At 43.0% G+C, this 17,928-nt stretch carries 15 protein-coding genes and 1 pseudogene; 6 read left to right on the plus strand and 10 right to left on the minus strand.

Going from position 1 to position 17,928, the window contains the following annotated elements; all coding sequences use genetic code 11:
- The 3 genes and pseudogenes from LC605_RS23365 to LC605_RS23375 form a co-directional block, all read left to right on the plus strand.
- Window positions 1-605: pseudogene (locus tag LC605_RS23365) on the plus strand (DALR anticodon-binding domain-containing protein); the annotation flags it as partial.
- A gap of 84 nt (window positions 606-689) precedes the next feature.
- Window positions 690-2,324: a UDP-N-acetylmuramoyl-L-alanine--D-glutamate ligase gene (murD, locus tag LC605_RS23370; protein WP_229549904.1), complete on the plus strand. Its 1,635-nt coding sequence runs from the start codon at window positions 690-692 to the stop codon at window positions 2,322-2,324.
- A gap of 385 nt (window positions 2,325-2,709) precedes the next feature.
- Window positions 2,710-3,126, plus strand: a complete 417-nt coding sequence (locus tag LC605_RS23375) for a PAN domain-containing protein (protein WP_229549905.1) — start codon at window positions 2,710-2,712, stop codon at window positions 3,124-3,126.
- A gap of 76 nt (window positions 3,127-3,202) precedes the next feature.
- Here the strand turns inward: LC605_RS23375 and LC605_RS23380 are convergent, their stop codons facing one another.
- The 3 genes from LC605_RS23380 to LC605_RS23390 form a co-directional block, all read right to left on the minus strand.
- Entirely contained in the window at window positions 3,203-3,427 is a 225-nt protein-coding gene (locus tag LC605_RS23380; RefSeq protein WP_229549906.1) for a type II toxin-antitoxin system HicB family antitoxin, read from the minus strand.
- An 11-nt stretch (window positions 3,428-3,438) separates the two neighbouring features.
- Window positions 3,439-3,585: a type II toxin-antitoxin system HicA family toxin gene (locus LC605_RS23385; protein WP_229549907.1), complete on the minus strand. Its 147-nt coding sequence runs from the start codon at window positions 3,583-3,585 to the stop codon at window positions 3,439-3,441.
- A 621-nt stretch (window positions 3,586-4,206) separates the two neighbouring features.
- Complete coding sequence (locus LC605_RS23390) at window positions 4,207-4,815, minus strand: hypothetical protein (RefSeq protein WP_229549916.1); 609 nt, start codon at window positions 4,813-4,815, stop codon at window positions 4,207-4,209.
- Between the two features lie 994 nt (window positions 4,816-5,809).
- Between LC605_RS23390 and LC605_RS23395 the strand changes: the two genes are divergently transcribed.
- Both LC605_RS23395 and LC605_RS23400 read left to right on the plus strand, forming a co-directional pair.
- A complete protein-coding gene (locus LC605_RS23395; RefSeq protein WP_229549908.1) occupies window positions 5,810-9,874 on the plus strand; it encodes a hypothetical protein in 4,065 nt (1,354 codons plus the stop codon).
- Between the two features lie 324 nt (window positions 9,875-10,198).
- On the plus strand, window positions 10,199-10,852 hold the full coding sequence (locus LC605_RS23400; protein WP_229549909.1) for a sugar transferase: 654 nt from the start codon (window positions 10,199-10,201) through the stop codon (window positions 10,850-10,852).
- 149 nt (window positions 10,853-11,001) lie between these two features.
- On the opposite strand, the gene LC605_RS23405 is transcribed toward LC605_RS23400, so the two are convergent.
- The 7 genes from LC605_RS23405 to LC605_RS23435 all read right to left on the minus strand — a co-directional run bounded on the left by LC605_RS23405 (window position 11,002) and on the right by LC605_RS23435 (window position 17,475).
- Complete coding sequence (locus LC605_RS23405) at window positions 11,002-11,838, minus strand: carbohydrate ABC transporter permease (RefSeq protein ID WP_229549910.1); 837 nt, start codon at window positions 11,836-11,838, stop codon at window positions 11,002-11,004.
- A gap of 141 nt (window positions 11,839-11,979) precedes the next feature.
- Window positions 11,980-12,321, minus strand: a complete 342-nt coding sequence (locus tag LC605_RS23410) for a hypothetical protein (RefSeq protein WP_229549911.1) — start codon at window positions 12,319-12,321, stop codon at window positions 11,980-11,982.
- Between the two features lie 169 nt (window positions 12,322-12,490).
- Window positions 12,491-13,066, minus strand: a complete 576-nt coding sequence (locus LC605_RS23415; protein ID WP_229549912.1) for a 5-formyltetrahydrofolate cyclo-ligase — start codon at window positions 13,064-13,066, stop codon at window positions 12,491-12,493.
- 76 nt (window positions 13,067-13,142) lie between these two features.
- Window positions 13,143-14,087 (minus strand): GDP-L-fucose synthase, encoded by a 945-nt coding sequence (locus tag LC605_RS23420; protein ID WP_229549913.1) that lies wholly within the window; start codon window positions 14,085-14,087, stop codon window positions 13,143-13,145.
- A gap of 23 nt (window positions 14,088-14,110) precedes the next feature.
- On the minus strand, window positions 14,111-15,190 hold the full coding sequence (gene gmd / locus LC605_RS23425) for a GDP-mannose 4,6-dehydratase (protein WP_229549914.1): 1,080 nt from the start codon (window positions 15,188-15,190) through the stop codon (window positions 14,111-14,113).
- Between the two features lie 273 nt (window positions 15,191-15,463).
- Window positions 15,464-16,222 (minus strand): sugar transferase, encoded by a 759-nt coding sequence (locus LC605_RS23430; RefSeq protein ID WP_229549917.1) that lies wholly within the window; start codon window positions 16,220-16,222, stop codon window positions 15,464-15,466.
- Between the two features lie 110 nt (window positions 16,223-16,332).
- Window positions 16,333-17,475, minus strand: a complete 1,143-nt coding sequence (locus LC605_RS23435; protein WP_229549915.1) for a glycosyltransferase — start codon at window positions 17,473-17,475, stop codon at window positions 16,333-16,335.
- A gap of 311 nt (window positions 17,476-17,786) precedes the next feature.
- Between LC605_RS23435 and LC605_RS23440 the strand changes: the two genes are divergently transcribed.
- A partial coding sequence (locus tag LC605_RS23440) for an NAD-dependent epimerase/dehydratase family protein (protein WP_229549918.1) occupies window positions 17,787-17,928 on the plus strand: 142 nt, incomplete at its 3' end.

Consider the following 17,928-nt stretch of genomic DNA (forward strand, 5'->3'; position numbering starts at 1 on the left):
TTGCAGCAACATATTACAAAGATTAGGCATCATTAACCGAAGCCTTACAAGAGTTTTTATCGCAACGCATTCGCACTTTTTTGCAAGAAGAAAAACAGATTGATTATGACTTAGTAAATGCAGTTTTAGGAGAAAATGACCCAGAATACACAGAACGGACATTAAAGGATTTATTAGATGTACGCGATCGCGCCTTATACGTACAACAAATCCGCAACGACAGTACCTTAGATAACATCTACGAAACCGTTAACCGTTCCACACGATTAGCCGCCCAAGGTGATTTGGATACAAAACAGCTAGAACCAACAACCGTAGTTCGTCAAGAACTATTCCAAAAGCCCTCTGAAGTCGCTTTGTATCATGCCCTAATCGAATCAGTACCACAAACTCAAACAGCACAGCAAACACGAAATTATCAACTATTAGTAGTAGCATTAGCAAAAATTGCTCCGACAGTTAGTAACTTCTTTGATGGGCCAGATAGCGTTTTAGTTATGGACTCCGATCCAGAAATTAAGCGTAATCGATTACATCTGCTGGGACTAGTTCGCAATCATGCCCGTGTTTTAGCTGACTTTGGGGCGATCGTCAAAAATCTGTAGCGTAGGTCAACAAAAACTTGTGTAATTTTTGCCAATAAACGCTACTATAGGGAGTGCTTAACCAGGGACACTCTGCTGCAATCTATGCCTAGAGCTTCTGTAATTGGATTGGGAAAGTCCGGTGTTGCTGCGGCGAGATTGTTGAAACAGGAAGGTTGGGAGGTAGAGGTGAGCGATTCCGCCAGTGCGGACAGCTTCGCTTCACGCAACACCTCCGAAACCCTCCTAGAACAACAACAAGAACTCGCTGCCGAGCAAATAACCGTTAAACTCGGCCAATCCCTAGAATTGAAAGGTGCTAATTTACCTAAATTAATAGTTGTTAGTCCTGGCGTACCTTGGGATATTCCCGTATTAATTGAGGCACGCCAATTAGGTATTGAAACCATTGGGGAAATGGAACTCGCTTGGCGAAATTTGCGTTGGCGCAGCCAGCCGCAGGCATCGCTACCTTGGGTAGGAATTACCGGCACTAATGGCAAAACTACTACCACAGCTTTAATTGCCGCCATTTTCCAAGCAGCAGAATTAAATGCACCAGCTTGCGGTAACATTGGCTACGCCGCCTGTGAAGTTGCCCTATCTTGGGCGGGCAGAGGGGCAGGGGGAGCAGGGGGAGATGAGGGAGCAGGGGGAGATGAGGGAGCAGGGGGAGATGAGGGAGCAGGGGGAGATGAGGGAGCAGGGGGAGATAGGGAAGTAAATTCTTCCTCATCCCCCTCATCCCCCTCATCCCCCTCATCCCCCTCATCCCCCTCATCCCCCTCACTCGATTGGGTGATTGCCGAAATTAGCAGCTATCAAATAGAATCTTCTAGTTCTCTTGCTCCCCGTATCGGTGTTTGGACGACTTTCACACCGGATCATCTGAGTCGCCATCAGACTTTAGAGAACTATTACAACATCAAAGCTAAGTTATTACGTCAGTCTGAGTTGCAAGTATTCAATGGCGATGATGCATACTTGAGCAAGTTAGGTTTAAGTGCTTGGCCTGATGCTTATTGGACAAGTGTCAAAGGAAAAGATTTCCTAATTAGCGAAAAAGGCTTTTATATTGAAGACGGCTGGGTTGTGGAAAAATTGACTGCAACCTCTGCACCAGAAGCGATCGTGAAAGTATCTAGTTTGCGAATGGTGGGAGAACATAACCAGCAAAATCTCTTGATGGCAGTAGCTACGGCAAGATTAGCAGGAATTAATTGTGATGCGATCGCCCGTGCTATTATCGAATTCCCCGGTGTTCCTCATCGTTTGGAGCATATCTGCACATGGGAAGGTATTGATTTTATTAACGATAGCAAAGCTACCAACTACGATGCTGCCGAAGTTGGTTTAGCATCGGTTAAGAGTCCAGCGATTTTAATTGCTGGTGGAGAAGCTAAAGCCGGTGATGATACTGGTTGGCTAGCAAAAATTCACTCCCAAGCTGCTGCTGTATTATTGATTGGCTCTGCTGCACCCGCATTTGCCCAACGTCTGCAAGAAGTGGGGTATTATGCTTACGAAATTGTGGAAACGATGGAAAAGGCAGTACCTAGAGCAGCAGAATTAGCTAAAGAATATCAAGCGCGTGTAGTGTTGCTATCTCCGGCTTGTGCCAGTTTCGACCAATACCCGAATTTTGAAGTGCGGGGCGATCGTTTTCGTCAGTTGTCCCTTGCTTGGGCGGGAGGAGAGAAGCTTCAATACAACTCGATTCTTTCATCCCCCCTGCCTTAGAGGATGTTTTAAAGATGTTTTAAAAATATTGGGCGAATAGAATTCGCTACTACACAAGCGTTCGCGTAGCGTCTCGAAGAGAAGTCCACCTCCGTAGACTAAGGGAAATTAAAGGTTTTTAACCCACGAAGGTGGGTTTTGTCTGTGTAGCCGCGACTTATAGTCGCCCGGCTAGTAAGAAATTAGACTTTTCAAACATCCCCTTAATTCATTTGCGGCTCTGCGAGTCAGGGAGGCGGAGCCTCCCATAGGCATTCCCAGCCAGAGACTGGGAACGAGAGAAAGGAGAGAAATTATGTAAAATTATTAACATTTTTTCTATCTCCTAGCAAATAACTGTATTCTAAACAGCTAAAGAATAATACTGTGCAGCCAGAAGAGATTTATGAAATTAAAAATGGTCGCAGCTTGGGAATATGCAAAGAAAAATTTTGTTTTCCCAAAAAATATTATATTTTTTGGATTGGCACTTTTGCTAATTTTAGGTTTTAGTACGGCTGTAAACTTCACATCATTGGCTCAACCTGCCACAGCTCAAGTGGCTCCACTCTCAACCACTATTCCACGTTATGTCGTAACTGCTGAATTTGGTAGAGACAGAGCAGGTAGCGATTACACATCTTTTATGACGACTTCACCATCCGCTTCAGTTTGTCAGGAGTCTTGTATTAATGATAGCAGGTGTAGTGCTTATACTTATGTTCGACCAGGAGTACAAGGTGCTAATGCTGTTTGTTATTTAAAATCTCCAGCACCAGCATCAACACCAAATAGCTGCTGTGTATCCGGCGTGAAATTGTAACTTAAAAGTGCAGTGCGAACTTCCGCCACAGTGTATTAGAAGGATTGTTTAGAGCTAATTTAGTGATTTCCTATAATTATATTTTGATGTAGTTTGCAACTTCAACCTCATGAGCAATGCTTGTCGGTTTAGGAATAGGTAAACCATCTTCTAGCATTCCTTCTAGATGAAATTCAATAGCTTCTGCAATCATCTGCTTGACTTCTTCTAAGGTTTCACCTGTAGTTACACAACCTGGTAAATCAGGCACATAAGCAGAGTAATTACTATCCGCCTTTTCAATCACCACTACATAATGCATTGCCGTTCTCCTTATAACTGTGCTTGCCTCCAAATACTACTGAGAGTACCAGGGGCTAAGTCGTCAGACAATTTACCTGGAACTGTAACTAAACCTGGTTTATCAGGATGCTTGAATTGTCGATGACTACCTTTAGCTGAAACAGCAAGAAGCCCCACGTCTCACTTTTAGGAGCGTGGGATGAATTGCGAGTGAGTTGACGACAGTTTCCCGACCCATGGGACAGCGCGGTCGGGAAACATGGAGGAAACGAACAAATCTAAGTTAAAATTAATAAACAGGGGCGGCAGGGCATTCCGTCTCTCTAATAAAGCTCATCGCCTCCTAAGCAATAGCCGGATTGGGTGAGAAGCCTACACTGTACTGAGTACAGTACAGTGTAGGAGTATGTCACTTCTATCAAGATACCAACCATCAGCTTCCACTCGCTTGATTACATCACGTACTTTCATCTTACTACTTATCTGTACAGGTAAAATTTCTGTTACAGATAGAGTCGCTAATTGAGAAGTCAAAAGTCAATAATATAGCGGTTCTCGAATGGAAGCAATACAATTCGACCTCTCTCCAAACCTCTCTCCTAAAAGGAGAGAGGCTTTGAATCTTACTCCCCTTCCCTTACAGGGAAGGGGCTGGGGGTTAGGTCTGTATTGCACTCAACCAAGAACCGCTATATTTCCTGTTTTCGGACAATTTTCTGATTTAAGAAATATTTTGTAGGGTGCGTTAACGAAGTGTAACGCACCTTTCTATTTGAGAAGTTACCCAAAATCGATACGTCAACCAATGGGGCGATTACCGGGATTGACTGCATGAATATATTCACTACCCGATCGCGGCCTTCCTCGTTTATAATAAGCTTCTTCTGGTTTACCCCATCCTAGCTGCAAAATCATTTCCAAAAAGCTAGAATTTTCCCACTTGCACAAACTTGCCCATTCGGTTCTTTGAACAATTCTTTCTACATCAGATATGACAATTTGTTGATGCTGTTTACTATTATTGAAACTCAAGTATAATTCCATCCCTATAGTTACCTGATACCAAAATTCTAGGATGGAATTTTTAGCAGCTTTTAATATCTCCAAGTCAGTAGTGAGGGCAATTAACTCACTATCTATTTCAGGATAGTACAAGTTTTTCCCTTTAACTGTTACTTCCCGCCAGATAATACCTGAAACTTGATTTTCTCTCTGATAATTGTGAATTGCAGTTTTGAAATCTTGATAAGCAGTGAACTGTTGTAGCCCATCAGTTCTGATAAACTGGTCAATTACAGGATTGCCAGAGAGTGTTATTTCTAATTTTAGACGTTTTCCTTTGAGGCAAGCTTGGCGTTCATCTGCCAAAATTTGAATTAGCTCCTGGGTGGTGTAAACCTTTGACATCAGAGTACACTCTAGTGAGTCATTGGGCATTCGGCACTTGTACTGCTCTTCTGGTGCGATCGCACTGGCGTTCCACTACGCTCAGGAACTGCGAAGTCGTTGGCGTGGTCACTGAGCGAAGTCGAAGCGCAGCCTCTCGTAGAGAAGTATTGGGCATTGATTACGGACTATAGACCTGACAATTCAGGTTATGTGGAAAAGTCCACCAAAAACCTAACCCCCTAACCCCCAACTCGTCGCGGGAAGGGAGAAATTCAAAGTCTCTCTCCTTAAAGGAAGAGAGAAATATAGCGGTTCTCGCTTGGATGCAATACAGTTTGACCTCACTTCCATTCCTCTCTCCTAAAAGGAGAGAGGCTTTGAATATTACTCCCCTTCCCTTGCAGGGAAGGGGCTGGGGGTTAGGTCTGTATTCCATGCAATTGAGAACCGCTATATTGTGTAAGTCCTAGTTGGGTCTCCCTCTGGGAGAAGGACGCAAAAAAGGTTTTTACCTACCTTGAGATCCAAGGACTTTTTCGCCCTACTTACAGACGAGGTTTTGAACCTTTACTTTTTTGATAAATTATCCAAAATTATTTTTACATTTGCAGGAGACCAACGCCTTGCGCCCTTACGACGGGATATTTTTTAATTAGAAGTCTCTTAGGGCATTGATGGTGAAAAACGCAATCTTGAGGTTTCCCTCTCCTAAGGGAGACGCTACGCGAACAAAGAGCGATTTTGAACCCGGAAGGTCAAGATGTACAATCATACCAGAAAAAGAGTTCCTTTCCTCCATGTCCATTTTCAAAAGTAAGCAACCAATCATTGCCAAAAGGAAGCTTCTTAGACAAACGCTGACTGAAGATTGCCACGACCCCCAGTAATCCATAACATAATGACAGTCACTAGTCCAAGCAGCAGCCTTTGCTACTCAAAACTTTAGTGATTGTAAAGCAATTGTAAGATTCGTTGACATACATTTATATAATTTATATATAAGGTTATGAGAGTGAGTTCCAGTGCAGATGAAATTGCAAAGTTGATCGCAGACATTGACAACTTACTTGCCAGTGGTGGCAAGCGCCTGTCTAGATTTTTGTCTGGTCAGGCGCAAGAGCCTAAAGAAGTTTTAGAACGAATTCGCAACTTCTTGGTAAGGTTACAAGAACAAGAAGCATTACAGAGCGGCATCCCAAATCAGTCTTCTGAAGAACCGCGATCGCCTTTGTTAACAAAATTTATCGATCAAGGTAATAACCAGTATTCACAACCGCAGCTGGAACCCAGTCAACAAGAGAGTCCTGCTGAAACGGGACAATTAAAAAATGAATTGTCGAGATTGATCCAGCCATTGCGATCGGAATTAGAATTGCTCTTGCAAGAGCGAGCCACTGTCATCCAGGAAATTCGGCAGCTAGAGCAAAAGCGTTTGCAAAACTACTCCTTAGCGCAGCAGTTGACAAACCAGGAGCAAATGATTACCGAGTTTTTACAGGTACTCATGAATCACCTTGTGCCAACGATAACGCCAGTGCTAGCACAGACGGGGGAAAATTCTGCCAGTTCTTCAGGAGTAACTAATCACGCAACCTCTACAACTCAATCTTTGTTAGAATCACCAGATCCTGTGGAGCGCTTAACCCAGTTGTCCAGGGAATTAGATCAACGCCTATTATCACTAGATGGGACGGTGAATGTAGTCTTTGAGGCACTACAGCGCAACATTAATACTTATTACGAATCCCTGTCGCAAGCATTGGCAAGAATGCATAGTCAGGGGATGCAAGGCGAACAGATGATGGCCAGCTTTCTCAACAATTTGACCCAGCATTTGCAGCAAGAATCCCCTAGTTCCCAGCGATCTTTTCTGGGGATAGAACCTGAGACACCATCATCATTAGCTGACCCAGCCGAGATCACTGCTGAAGTTGCACCCCAACCTTTGGAGCTGATAGAGCCAGAAACTTCATCTTCACTCACAATTAATTTTGAGCAACAGGAGACTACTCTCACAGAAGATTTAGATGCAGTGCTGTTGCAGCTTGGCTTAGACTCGTCTCAATCTTGTAAAACTTCGGCGGAATTAACGCAAGACATTTCTGCGTTAATTGGTGATCAAGTAGACCAACTTTACGCCAGTTTGTTTGGTAGCGGTGATATTAATAATCTAAGCTTCGATGTTGCCACAAATGACTTATCTGCTTCCACAGCCTCCCCATCACCGTCGCAGACCCCTGAGAGTTCATCAACTGGGGATTCTGCAATTGTGACAACAGAGATAGAGCTTTCAACCCAAGAGACTTTAGGAGAAACTACAGATTCATCATCACAGCCAGAGGAAGAACTATTTTTTGAAGAAAATACTGACCTAGACTCCCCTCTGAGCTTTTCTGTGCCACAAACAGACAGTTTCCCGGTGGAACTCGACACTCAGCCAGCTAGTGTTGATACAATTAATACCCTAACTGACCTCTTGCCGGATACAGGTAGTGAGCAGCAACTGCTGGAAGTATCATCCTCTGTGGATCATGCCACAACTACAGCACAAGTTAGTCCAGAAATAGCAGAAAGTGCGTTGGCATTCCCCTACGGGGAAGTAAGCTACGCGCAGAGTCTCGTAGAGAAGCCTACCGTACCCCTACGGGAAAGCAAGCTACGCGAAGCGTCTGGCAAAGAAGGTATCGCGACATCGGAAGTATTAATTAACGATGATCAGCCAGAACCGCCTTCAGATAACTACATTCCTGCTTCACGACAAGAAAACTTGCTTTCTATTGAGTCAAATCAGGCTTCAGCCCTACCTGATATTTTTCTAGATGAAGAGCAGTTGCAACAATTAGATCGGGATTTGGCTAATTTCGATCGGCAACTTAATTCTGAGTCACAGCCAGCTACTAACTTGGATATTTTTTCGGAACCACTGGATAAAACTCAAGACACAATCCCCGCAACTTCCCCTGAAAATCTCCAAATAGCAGAGAATACCTCAACTGGTGCTTTCTTCAGTTTGCCAGTTCCCCAGATAGAAACTGAAAAAAAAAAGCAAGTCACAACTCCCATTCAAGAAAGTTATTTACCTCCAATTTCCAACTCTATAAATAATCCAGAAGTTTCGCCCAATGTTGTAGAATCAGTCTGGTATTTAGGAATTGATTTAGGTACAACCGGAATTTCCGCCGCATTATTAAATCGTTCCACTTTTGTTGTATATCCGATCTACTGGTCAGCAGAAAATCCGCCAGGAACAACTTCCTTCCAGCAATCCTTTCGTTTACCAACAGAGGTTTATCTACCTACAGCTTCTGTACCCCACGGTGACAATGAAAGTATAGAAACACATGAGCAGACAGCACCTGCGGCTGTTGCTCAAGATAAAGTGCCTGACCATTCCGCCACTAATCCTGCAACACCAAGATCAACAGCAGAGCGGACGACAAATAACCTCTACTCGGCACAATTGAAGCCATACTTGCAAGTAGCCATTCCCTACAAGAATAAACTACAAAAATGGGAACCTGTTTTGCAATTAAATGAATTTTCGGCAGGGCCTTTGATTTGGGTTGTACGATCGCTCTCTAAGCTACTATTGACCCTCAAATCCGAAAAAACTTGTACTACCCCTAGTTTAATGGCTGCTGCTGTTGGGATCAGCGAACAAAATTTTCCCCAGATTATCAATAACATTGCTGGTGTAATTTGTACCTGTCCATCTAACTGGTCGGAACAATACCGCTTTAATGTGCGGGAAGCTTTACTCACCAGTAAACTGATTCAACATCCGCAGCAAGTGTTTTTTGTCGAAGAAGCGATCGCTAGTTTACTCCCAGAACTCGATGCTGCTAACGGTGAGCAAGTAAAATTAAGCGACCCTCAAGGTTCTCATCCAGCAAAAACCAGCGAACATCCCATTGTTGGCAACACCCTTGTGATTAACATTGGAACAACTGCCACAGAAATGTTGCTGGTGAATGTACCAGAAAACTCGCTGCAATTGACATACAATGACTTCATGCTCCACAGTTTTGCATACGCTGGCAAAGGAATTGAACAAGATATAATCTGCCAGCTACTATTGCCACCGAAATCTCGGCAATCACGCCCAGAAATACCAAGCAATCGCAAAACTATCACCAGTAATCCTTGGCAATGGCAACCATCAATTCCCGGTTTAGACCAAATGCGTTGGCAGAGTTTAGGGTTAGATGAATTAGAACTACCCAGAGTCGGAGAACCAGATATCACCGCTCGAATTCGCCTCCAGCAGCGTCTAGAAAGTTCTCTACTAGGACAGGCGGTATTAGATGCTGCACTAGCCCTAAAGCTAATTTTGCAACACCAAGACTCTTTTACCCTGGAATTGGCCGATCAACAATGGATTTTGCAGAAGCGAGACTTAGAAAGCCAGGTATTTATCCCCTTTGTGCGCCGCCTGAACCGAGAACTCAACAAGTTATTGGTAGCTCGTGGCATCCCCACTGAGGCAATTAATCAAGCTATCCTAACTGGTGGAGTGGCTGGTGTCGGCACTGTGAACCGATGGTTACAACAAAAACTCCCCAGCGCTAAAATTATTCAAGATTTATATCTCGGCGAAAACGGCGCTCCCAATTGCAGTCGGGTTGCTTATGGTTTGGCCATGCTACCTCTGCATCCGCAGATATTAGATAGACCCAGGCAACAATACACTGATTATTTCCTATTTACAGAATTGCTGCGACTACTACCAGACCGATCCTTATCTTTCGGTGAAGTTATCCAGTTATTTGAGGGTCGTGGGATCAATACTCGCACTTGTCAGCAACGGCTGCTGGCTTTTTTGGAAGGTGAACTACCTTCGGGTTTGATACCTTCAGTTACAGACTCAACCTGGCTAACCCAGAGTTCACAAGAAAATCCAGACTATCAGGCGATCGCTACAGCACCACTTTTTGAAAAACAAGGGAGTCTCACTTATCGTCCCAATTCCCAACAACTATTGTCTTTGCGTCGCTATCTAGATGCGATCAAGGCTAGTAATCAGCAATCACTAGAGGAACCATATACGGTGAATTTCGCCTTAGAGGTTGATCATTAGGGACTTGCAAAAAATAAATTATCCCAAATTATTTATAGATTTGTAGGGGCGCAAGACCTTGCGCCCCTACTTCAGGACAGTAGTTTTTGGATGTCTACCATAGCAGGATATTTTTTATTCGATAGACAAAATACTGTAGTTTTACAATCTACCACTTTAGTTGAAAGATTCTGTAAATTTTGGGTTTTCGCTTTTTCTATTCTGGAAAAATTGTGTACATTTACACTCAGTAGTAATGGCAAAAACAGTAAAAATCGACTAAAGATCATGTCCATGTCTAAACTACTGATGCAAAAATTCCTGTAATAAAATAAGTTAGCCCTTGTGAATAATCTTTATCTTTATGCAATTAATTGTTCGGAGCAACCTTCACACCCGTCAACTTTAAGCGTCAGAAAACGATTAATTGACATTGTTGGAGCCATTGTGGGGCTGATGATTACATTTATAGTGGCAATTCCAGTAGCAATTGCTACCTTCACTCATGAGCCAAGTCCAATATTTTATTCCCAAATTCGCTGTGGTTTGAACGGAAAAACTTTCCGGATGTGGAAATTTCGTTCCATGATCGTCGATGCGGATAAACTCAAGCATTTGGTTGAAAACCAAGCTAAAGGTCATATCTTTAAATCTGTTGACGATCCTCGCATCACTCCTGTGGGTAAATTTTTGCGGCGTACTAGCTTGGACGAATTACCCCAATTTTGGAATGTTTTGTTAGGGGATATGAGTTTAGTTGGTACTCGTCCTCCTACTCCTGATGAAGTCAGCCATTACGAGCTACACCACTGGGATAGATTGCGAGTCAAACCAGGTATTACCGGAGAATGGCAAGCTAATGGGCGTTCAACCATTACAGACTTTGAAACCATTGTCAAAATGGACATGGATTATCAACGCAAGTGGTCTGTAACTTATGACCTGAGTTTGATTATTAAAACTATCGGGGTGGTATTGAAAAAGACTGGTGCTTATTGAATTTGTCATTTGTCATTTGTCATTGGTCATTTGTCATTGGTCATTTGTCATTTGTCATTTGTCATTTGTCATTTGTCATTTGTCCCCCTGCTTCCCCTGCCTCCTCATCTCCCCCTGCTCCCTCATCCTCCTCATCTCCACTTTCTTCTTCATCCCTTGACCCCACTACCTGTTTCTGTCGGTACAATGTAACGTTGTAAAAATATAAATAATAATAATACTGGGGCGATCGCAATCACTGAGCCAGCAGCTACCAACCGCCAGTTAAGGGAAAATGTCCCTGCCAGCTTCGCAACTCCCAAAGGAAGAGTGTATAAATTTTCGTCTTGGATGACAATTAAAGGCCACAAAAAGTCACTCCAAGCACCAATGAATACAAAAATAGCCAAAGTTACCAGTGCAGGACGAATTGCTGGCAACATAATATACCACCACAAACCTAACTCCGAACTGCCGTCCATCCGGGCGGCTTCTTCTATTTCTTTGGGGACACTCATGAAAGCTTGGCGCAACAGAAAAATGCCAAAGGCAGAAGCTAAACTTGGAAAAATCATCCCTAAATAACTATTTCTCAAACCCAACTGGACTGTCAAAATATAGAGGGGAATCATCACGATTTGGAAGGGAATCATAATTGTGGAGACGATCGCAACAAAAATCCCGTCTCGCCCTACAAATGACAATCTTGCCAAGGGATAGGCAGCTAAAGCGCAAAACAGCAGATTTAAGCCCACGGTCAGCACTGACACCAAAGTACTGTTATACAGGTATTGTGCAAAAGGTAGAGAGTTCCACACACTAAAGAAGTTATCTAGTGTCGGTGACGCAGGCAATAACTGTGGCGGCGACTGAAAAATATTTTCCGTAGGCGATTTTAAGGCTGTACTGATTAGCCATAGTAAAGGAAAGAGCATCACCAGTGCGATCGCTCCTAATAGGGCATATATTAGCAGAATTTGCGATCGTGATTTTTTCCAGTTCAGCATTTGATTAACGCTCTTTTATTACTCTCGTCAGATGAAATTTGAAACCCTATTTTCACGTTAGTCCGCGCAGGCGGACTTTGCCTGTGTAGCCGCGACTTCCAGTCGCCTCGATTATTCTTTCTCCAGAGTCATAAAAGAGCGTTAATAACTTTCCCAGTTCTCTAAATATTTATTTAAGCTATATCTAGCTCTAGTTTTAAGAATATTTAATTGGTCAATCTCTGCCAAGAATCTGTCTAAAGTTTCAGTTTCGTCATGTGACAAATCATTCTCAGAATTTTTTACTAATAATTCGTGTAACTGTATCTGAGCTTTGGGAGATAAATAACTTGCTGCCAAAGCTTGCAACTCATCTAGATTTAAACCAATCAATAATTCGGAATCTACAGATAAGTTAGTTAGCTGTTGGTAAGTTTCTAAATCTAACAGTAGTCCAACTTTTTTTCCCTCTGCATTAGTGACATACTGAACTGAGTCAGACATGGCTTTAGTTGATAATTTGGTTAATTTTATCGTAACTTAAGTAGGTTGGCGCAATTAAAGTTAACTGGCTAAGGCTGTCCTAAGTCAATTCGTCATTTGTCATTAGTAAGGGTTTTAAGCTTATTTACGTTTCGTGACATGAAGATGTGTTTTCATCATCCTCAATCCTTCAGCTTTTGGGAGTCAATCCGGTATCTGTAGAAACAGCTTGTAGTGGTTTATCCCAAGGTTCAATCGGTATTTGGGACAAATAGGCAAACTCAAAGACAATTCCGATAGTTGGCTTTGTCTGCCACTGGGGTAAACTGAGGAAGCGATCGTAATATCCCCCGCCATAACCTAAACGATATCCTCGATAGTCGCAAGCTACACTGGGGACGAGAATCAAATCTACTTCAGCAGCATCTAATAGAGGAGCATCGGGGTAGGGTTCAGTAATACCATAAGCGCCACTTTGGACAGAATCATTCGGTGTCCAAATATGCCAACATAGAGATTTCTCAACGCATCGAGGAAATCCCCAACGGTATTTGGTATTTGTAAATAGTGGACTGAGGTCAGGTTCTTGGCGAAAGCTGAAATAAGCGAGTATTATTTTTGCCTGGGTAAACAAAGTAGAGTTTTGTAAATGAGAGCAAATGCGATCGCTTTTTTCTCTCCATTCTCCAACGGACATTGATTGACGTGTTTTGAGTAGAGTGCGGCGCAGTTCTGCTTTATTTAGTTGATGATTAACTTTGTTCATGAAAATTTAGACCGTCAAACAAATAAGCTGGGCATGGCCCAGCTTATATCATCAGCCTACATTCACCAGTAAATTGTTATGCAGCGTGTTGACGATACCACTCAATGGTATTCTTTAGACCTTGCTCAAAGCTTACCTGAGCCATAAAATTAAAGGCAAGCTTGGCCCGTTCAATATCTAAACAACGGCGGGGTTGACCATTAGGCTTGTCAGTTTGCCAGACAATTTCACCTTTAAACTTCATCAATTCGCAGATGAGAGTTACTAAATCAAGGATGGAGATTTCAGAACCGGTTCCCAAGTTAACTGGTTCCGATTCGTTATAGAATTGAGTCCCCATAACAATGCCCCGCGCTGCATCTTCTGAATACAGAAACTCGCGGGTGGGAGTGCCATCACCCCAAATTGGAAGTTGCTTTTCTCCCTTAATTTGGGCTTCGTGAACTTTCCTAATTAACGCTGGAATAACATGAGAACTTCCGGAATCAAAGTTATCTTCTGGGCCATACAAATTCACTGGCAGTAGGTAAATCCCATTAAAACCGTACTGCTGGCGGTAAGATTGCAATTGGACTAAAAGTGCTTTTTTAGCAATTCCATAAGGAGCATTAGTTTCCTCTGGGTAGCCATTCCACAGATCATCTTCTTTAAATGGCACTGGGGTAAATTTAGGATAGGCGCAGATTGTGCCAACACATACGAATTTTTTGACTCCAGCTTGATAGGCAGCGTGAATTAGCTGGGTTCCCATAATCAAATTATCGTAGAACAACTCTGCGGGTTTTTCGCGGTTGAGACCGATACCACCCACATGAGCTGCTAGGTGAATAACTATATCTTGCTGGTCAACTGCACGTTGGCTATTTTTCCAGACACGCAGATCATAGTCACGCGATCGCGGTATTGTAATCTTCTCACGATCAGCCCCTGCTTTACACAGTTGATCTATCACTTGACGACCTAGAAACCCCGACCCACCAGTGACCAGAATGCGTTGATTTTTTAGTTCTAAGGCGGTCATATTTTTATCCTCTGTGGTGCGAATCAGAAGTGCAAAGCGCCCAGTTCTTGCCGAATAGTCGCAATATCATCTGGAAATTGAGAACTATTTCCATTGGGTGAAGTGTGACCCAATGCTTGTAAGTCTGCTTCTACCATTAGCGCAACTAGTTCTTGAAAGGTTACTGATGGTTTCCAGTCCAATTTCTGCCGTGCTTTGGTAGAATCGCCAATCAATAAATCTACCTCAGATGGACGGAGGTAACGCTCATCAAACTCTACATAATCTTGCCAGTTGAGATTCACATAACTAAATGCCATCTCCAAAAATTCCTGCACCGAGTGGGTTTCACCAGTAGCAATTACGTAATCGTCTGGCTGGTCTTGCAGCAACATCAACCACATTGCTTTTACGTAATCCTTCGCATAGCCCCAATCTCGCTTGGCATCTAGATTACCCATGTAAATTTTTTTCTGCTTACCAGCAACGATACCAGCCACTCCTCTAGTAATTTTGCGGGTGACAAAGGTTTCACCTCGCCGTGGTGACTCGTGGTTAAAAAGTATACCGTTGCAAGCAAACAAACCATAGGACTCACGATAATTGACAGTTTGCCAGTGGGCATAAACTTTTGCACAAGCATAGGGGCTGCGGGGATAAAAGGGCGTTGTCTCAGTTTGAGGTATTGCTTGTACTAAACCGTACATTTCTGAAGAACCTGCCTGGTAAAATCGTACCTGAATTCCGGTACGATGTTGGTAGTCCCGAATTGCTTCCAACAGACGCAATGTCCCCATTGCTACAGCATCCACCGTATATTCTGGTGAATCAAAGCTGACTCTGACATGGGATTGAGCGCCAAGATTGTAAATCTCTACTGGCTTGACTTCTTCTAAAATGCGCCGCAAGGTCGTACCATCGGTCAAGTCACCATAGTGAAGAAATAACCGCACTCCCTCTTTGTGGGGGTCTTCGTAAATGTGATCGATGCGGTCTGTGTTGAAGGTAGAAGTTCGGCGAATGATGCCATGAACCTCATAACCTTGTTCCAACAAAAACTCAGTTAGATATGAACCATCTTGACCGGTAATACCAGTAATTAACGCTCGCTTTTGTTGCGTCATCCTAAATTATCCCTTATTGTCTTTGATTAAAAAGTTACAGCCAATCTGATACAACCTAGCAGCTAATTGCTGAATTGCCTAATGGGAAACCTACGATTTTTTGTTGTTAGAATACTTTTTTAGTTAGTAAATATACGTAAAAAACAGTTCTTGAACACCTAAGCCAAACTTTGAAATAGATCAAGCAAGATTTTTGAATAATGTATATTTTTTATTTTACAGTTGGTAATTAGGGGCATTAACTGCCCCACAGAATCCAACCAAAGTAGTTACTCAGTATGCTCCGTTATTTTTGGGCAGAATGACTACATCAACAGTTTTCAAGATGATCCATAAATCAAGCCACAAATTCCTAAATTTGACATAATGCAGGTCTATTTGGACTCGCCGAGGATAGGGAATGTCATTACGCCCAGATACCTGCCACAAACCAGTAATTCCAGGACGGATTGTTAAAATCTCATCAATGTGACAACCGTATTTTGGCAGTTCTTCTGCTACTAAGGGTCGGGGGCCGACTACACTCATATCCCCTTTTAAAACGTTCCAGAACTGGGGAAATTCGTCTAAGCTAGTAATTCGCAAAAATCGACCAATTTTGGTAATCCGGGGGTCTTGTTTCAGCTTAAAACTGCTCTCAAATTCTTGTCGCAACTCGGGCGATGTTTCCATCATTTGCATGAGGATTTCGTCCGCATTGCTTACCATTGTTCGGAATTTAATACAATTAAACGCTTTGTAATTTTTCCCTACCCGTTCCTGGATATAAAAAATTGGGCCTTCTGAGCTACAGGCAATCAGTAAGGTCAAAATTAAGTAGACGGGGAAGAACAAAATTAATACCGACAGCGAAAACACTATATCGAACAGTCGCTTGGCAAACTCTCCGTTTAAACCCTGAAAAGGTAAACCTTTGGGTTTAACTCTTGGCGTCTTCGTTTTTTGACCGCGTTTTAAGAAAATACGCGTAGACGCTCTAGTGTCTTGCCGTACGCCTCGCTTGCCGGAGAGGAGTGAGCTCTGGGCAGTCATCATACTCCTTAATAATCCACACCACACATAGTCCCAATATTAAAGCTAAAATGATGTGCTTCTGGGGGAAATTGCCAAAAGCCTAAAAAATCAGACATTAACCAAGACCATCATTCCAAAAGCGGTCTTTTTTCGTTGCATTTATTTACAAAATCTAGATAACGATTTGCAAAGATTTGCGGTGAAAACTGCGCGGCGTGCGATCGCATATACTCGGAACTGAACGAACCCTGATACACTTCAAACTTTTCTACTGCCTCCACTAAAGCCGCCTCTGTTTGCGTCCTGAACAATATACCTGTTCCTGTATCCGCACAAGAACGGATATCTCGCACGGTTTCTAAAGCACCCCCTGCACCATAGGCAATTACTGGCGTGCCGCAGGCCTGTGCTTCCACTAGGGCAATACCAAAATCTTCACAAGCTGCATACACAAATGCTTTAGCCCTAGACATATATTTTTTTACCACATTATCGGGTTGCCATCCCAGTATTTGGATATTGGAGTTTGCCATCTCGCAAATCTTGTTCATTTCATCTCCTGTACCAATGACTACTAATGGTCGTTTTAGTTGATTAAAAGCCTTGACAATCAACGATATTTGCTTATAACTGACTAACCGGGAAACTGTCAGATAAAAGTCCTCTTTCTCAGAGAGAAACGGAAATTCCGCAATATTCACGGGTGGGTAAATGACCGTTGCTTCTCGCCGATAGCAACGCCAAATCCGCCGAGCTGTATGCTGCGAGTTGGCAATGAAGTAATCAACGCGATTGGCACTCAATACATCCCACTGGCGCAAACGATGTAATAAATATCGTGTTATCCAGCCAGGTAAGCCACTACCCAGTTTGCTGTGGCGCAGATAATCAAAGGTTAAGTCCCAGGCATAGCGCATAGGGCTGTGACAGTAGCAAATATGCACCTGTTCGGCAGTGGTAAGGATTCCTTTGGCAACAGCGTGAGATGAAGACAGAATTACATCATAATGCCGCAAATCCAGTTGTTCAATTGCCAAGGGCCATAAAGGCAGGTATTTCTGTACACCGTTTTGGGCATAGGGAAAGTTTTGCAGAAAAGTCTTGCCAATCTGACGCTTGTATAAATAACTTTCTCTATTGCTGGATTCAAAATCGATGAGAGCATACAAATCAGCATCAATGTGATTCAAAATTTCTCGGACAACGAGTTCGGAACCACCGGTGGCTTTGGGTGTCAGCCACTCATGAACCAGAGCATATTTCAAGGGCACAGCTAAACAATTCAAAATTCAAAATTCAAAATAGTTTTCTTAGACTCCGACTGAAAAGTTTCCCCTTGTGATTAATTAACGGGAAGTGCCCCAGATTAGCAAATGGGACGGAATCTTTCCCTCAGAGGTTCCAAATGGATACTGCAACCTGATAATCTCAGAATGGGCATTGGGCACTTGTACTGCCCTTCTCTACGAGAAGTGCAGCCTCTGGTAGAGTTGTATTGGGCATAAGGCATGAGTAATTTTCCTTGTGCCTACTCCCTACTACCCACTCTCTTAACGACAACTGATATAGAAAGGGTGAATTTATGCGAGTTCTGATTATGGGTGGTACTCGGTTCATTGGTGTCTACTTGACTCAACTACTAGTGAAACAAGGACATCAGGTGGTGCTGTTCAATCGTGGAAATCGGGCTGCACCTTCTTTACAGGGAGTAGGACAAATTATAG

The sequence above is a fragment of the Nostoc sp. CHAB 5836 genome, assembly GCF_020829445.1.
Taxonomy (GTDB): domain Bacteria; phylum Cyanobacteriota; class Cyanobacteriia; order Cyanobacteriales; family Nostocaceae; genus Nostoc.

Excerpts from the sequence above, each read along its gene's own strand:
- LC605_RS23380 (WP_229549906.1), bottom strand. The coding sequence starts at position 3,427 with ATGCATTATGTAGTGGTGATTGAAAAGGCGGATAGTAATTACTCTGCT.
- murD (WP_229549904.1), top strand. The coding sequence starts at position 690 with ATGCCTAGAGCTTCTGTAATTGGATTGGGAAAGTCCGGTGTTGCTGCG.
- LC605_RS23405 (WP_229549910.1), bottom strand. The coding sequence starts at position 11,838 with ATGCTGAACTGGAAAAAATCACGATCGCAAATTCTGCTAATATATGCC.
- LC605_RS23375 (WP_229549905.1), top strand. The coding sequence starts at position 2,710 with ATGAAATTAAAAATGGTCGCAGCTTGGGAATATGCAAAGAAAAATTTT.
- LC605_RS23420 (WP_229549913.1), bottom strand. The coding sequence starts at position 14,087 with ATGACCGCCTTAGAACTAAAAAATCAACGCATTCTGGTCACTGGTGGG.
- LC605_RS23430 (WP_229549917.1), bottom strand. The coding sequence starts at position 16,222 with ATGACTGCCCAGAGCTCACTCCTCTCCGGCAAGCGAGGCGTACGGCAA.
- LC605_RS23410 (WP_229549911.1), bottom strand. The coding sequence starts at position 12,321 with ATGTCTGACTCAGTTCAGTATGTCACTAATGCAGAGGGAAAAAAAGTT.
- gmd (WP_229549914.1), bottom strand. The coding sequence starts at position 15,190 with ATGACGCAACAAAAGCGAGCGTTAATTACTGGTATTACCGGTCAAGAT.
- LC605_RS23390 (WP_229549916.1), bottom strand. The coding sequence starts at position 4,815 with ATGTCAAAGGTTTACACCACCCAGGAGCTAATTCAAATTTTGGCAGAT.
- LC605_RS23415 (WP_229549912.1), bottom strand. The coding sequence starts at position 13,066 with ATGAACAAAGTTAATCATCAACTAAATAAAGCAGAACTGCGCCGCACT.